The sequence below is a fragment of the Rhodococcus sp. 05-2255-1e genome, from assembly GCF_002259025.1.
Classification (GTDB): Bacteria; Actinomycetota; Actinomycetes; order Mycobacteriales; family Mycobacteriaceae; genus Rhodococcoides; species Rhodococcoides fascians.
Map to the genome: position 1 here is coordinate 1 of NZ_NOZE01000019.1, position 655 is coordinate 655.

Annotated in this window: 1 protein-coding gene and 1 pseudogene; both read left to right on the top strand. The window is 62.1% G+C overall.

Annotation, left to right across the window (positions count from 1 at the left end; translation table 11 throughout):
• A pseudogene (locus CH262_RS14410) lies at window positions 1–237 on the top strand (S-(hydroxymethyl)mycothiol dehydrogenase); the annotation flags it as partial.
• On the top strand, window positions 234–655 hold a 422-nt coding region (locus CH262_RS14415), incomplete at its 3' end, for an MBL fold metallo-hydrolase (protein WP_094717867.1). The pseudogene CH262_RS14410 and the gene CH262_RS14415, both read left to right, overlap by 4 nt.

The window sequence follows — 655 nt, forward strand, 5'->3', positions numbered from 1 at the left end:
GAGATGACCGTCGAGATGCCGTTGATCGATTTCTTCTCCCGGGGTGGGTCGTTGAAGTCGTCGTGGTACGGCGATTGCCTACCGGAGCGGGATTTTCCGATGTTGGTCGATCTGTACGAGCAGGGTCGGTTACCGCTCGAGAAGTTCGTCACCGAACGGATCGGTCTCGGTGATATCGAGGCGGCGTTCGAGAAGATGCATCAGGGCACGGTGCTGCGTTCGGTGGTGGTCCTGTGAGCGGGCAGTTCCGCGTCGAGAAGGTCGTCACGTCGGGGACGTTCGCGCTCGATGGTGGCGAGTGGGAGGTCGACAACAACATCTGGTTGGTCGGTGACGACGACGAGGTGGTGATCGTCGATGCTGCGCATACGGCCGGTCCGATCGTCGATGCGGTCGCCGGTCGTGCCGTGCGGGCGATCGTGTGTACGCATGGTCACAACGATCATGTGACGGTCGCTCCGCAGTTGTCGGGGGAGTTGGATGCGCCGATTCTGTTGCATCCGGCCGATGATGTGTTGTGGGAGCAGACGCATCCGGGCATCGGGCATTCGGTGCTCGAGGACGGTCAGCGGATCACCGTCGCGGGGACGGAGATCGTGGCGTTGCATACTCCCGGTCATTCGCCGGGGTCGAGTTGTCTGTATCTGCCCGAGGC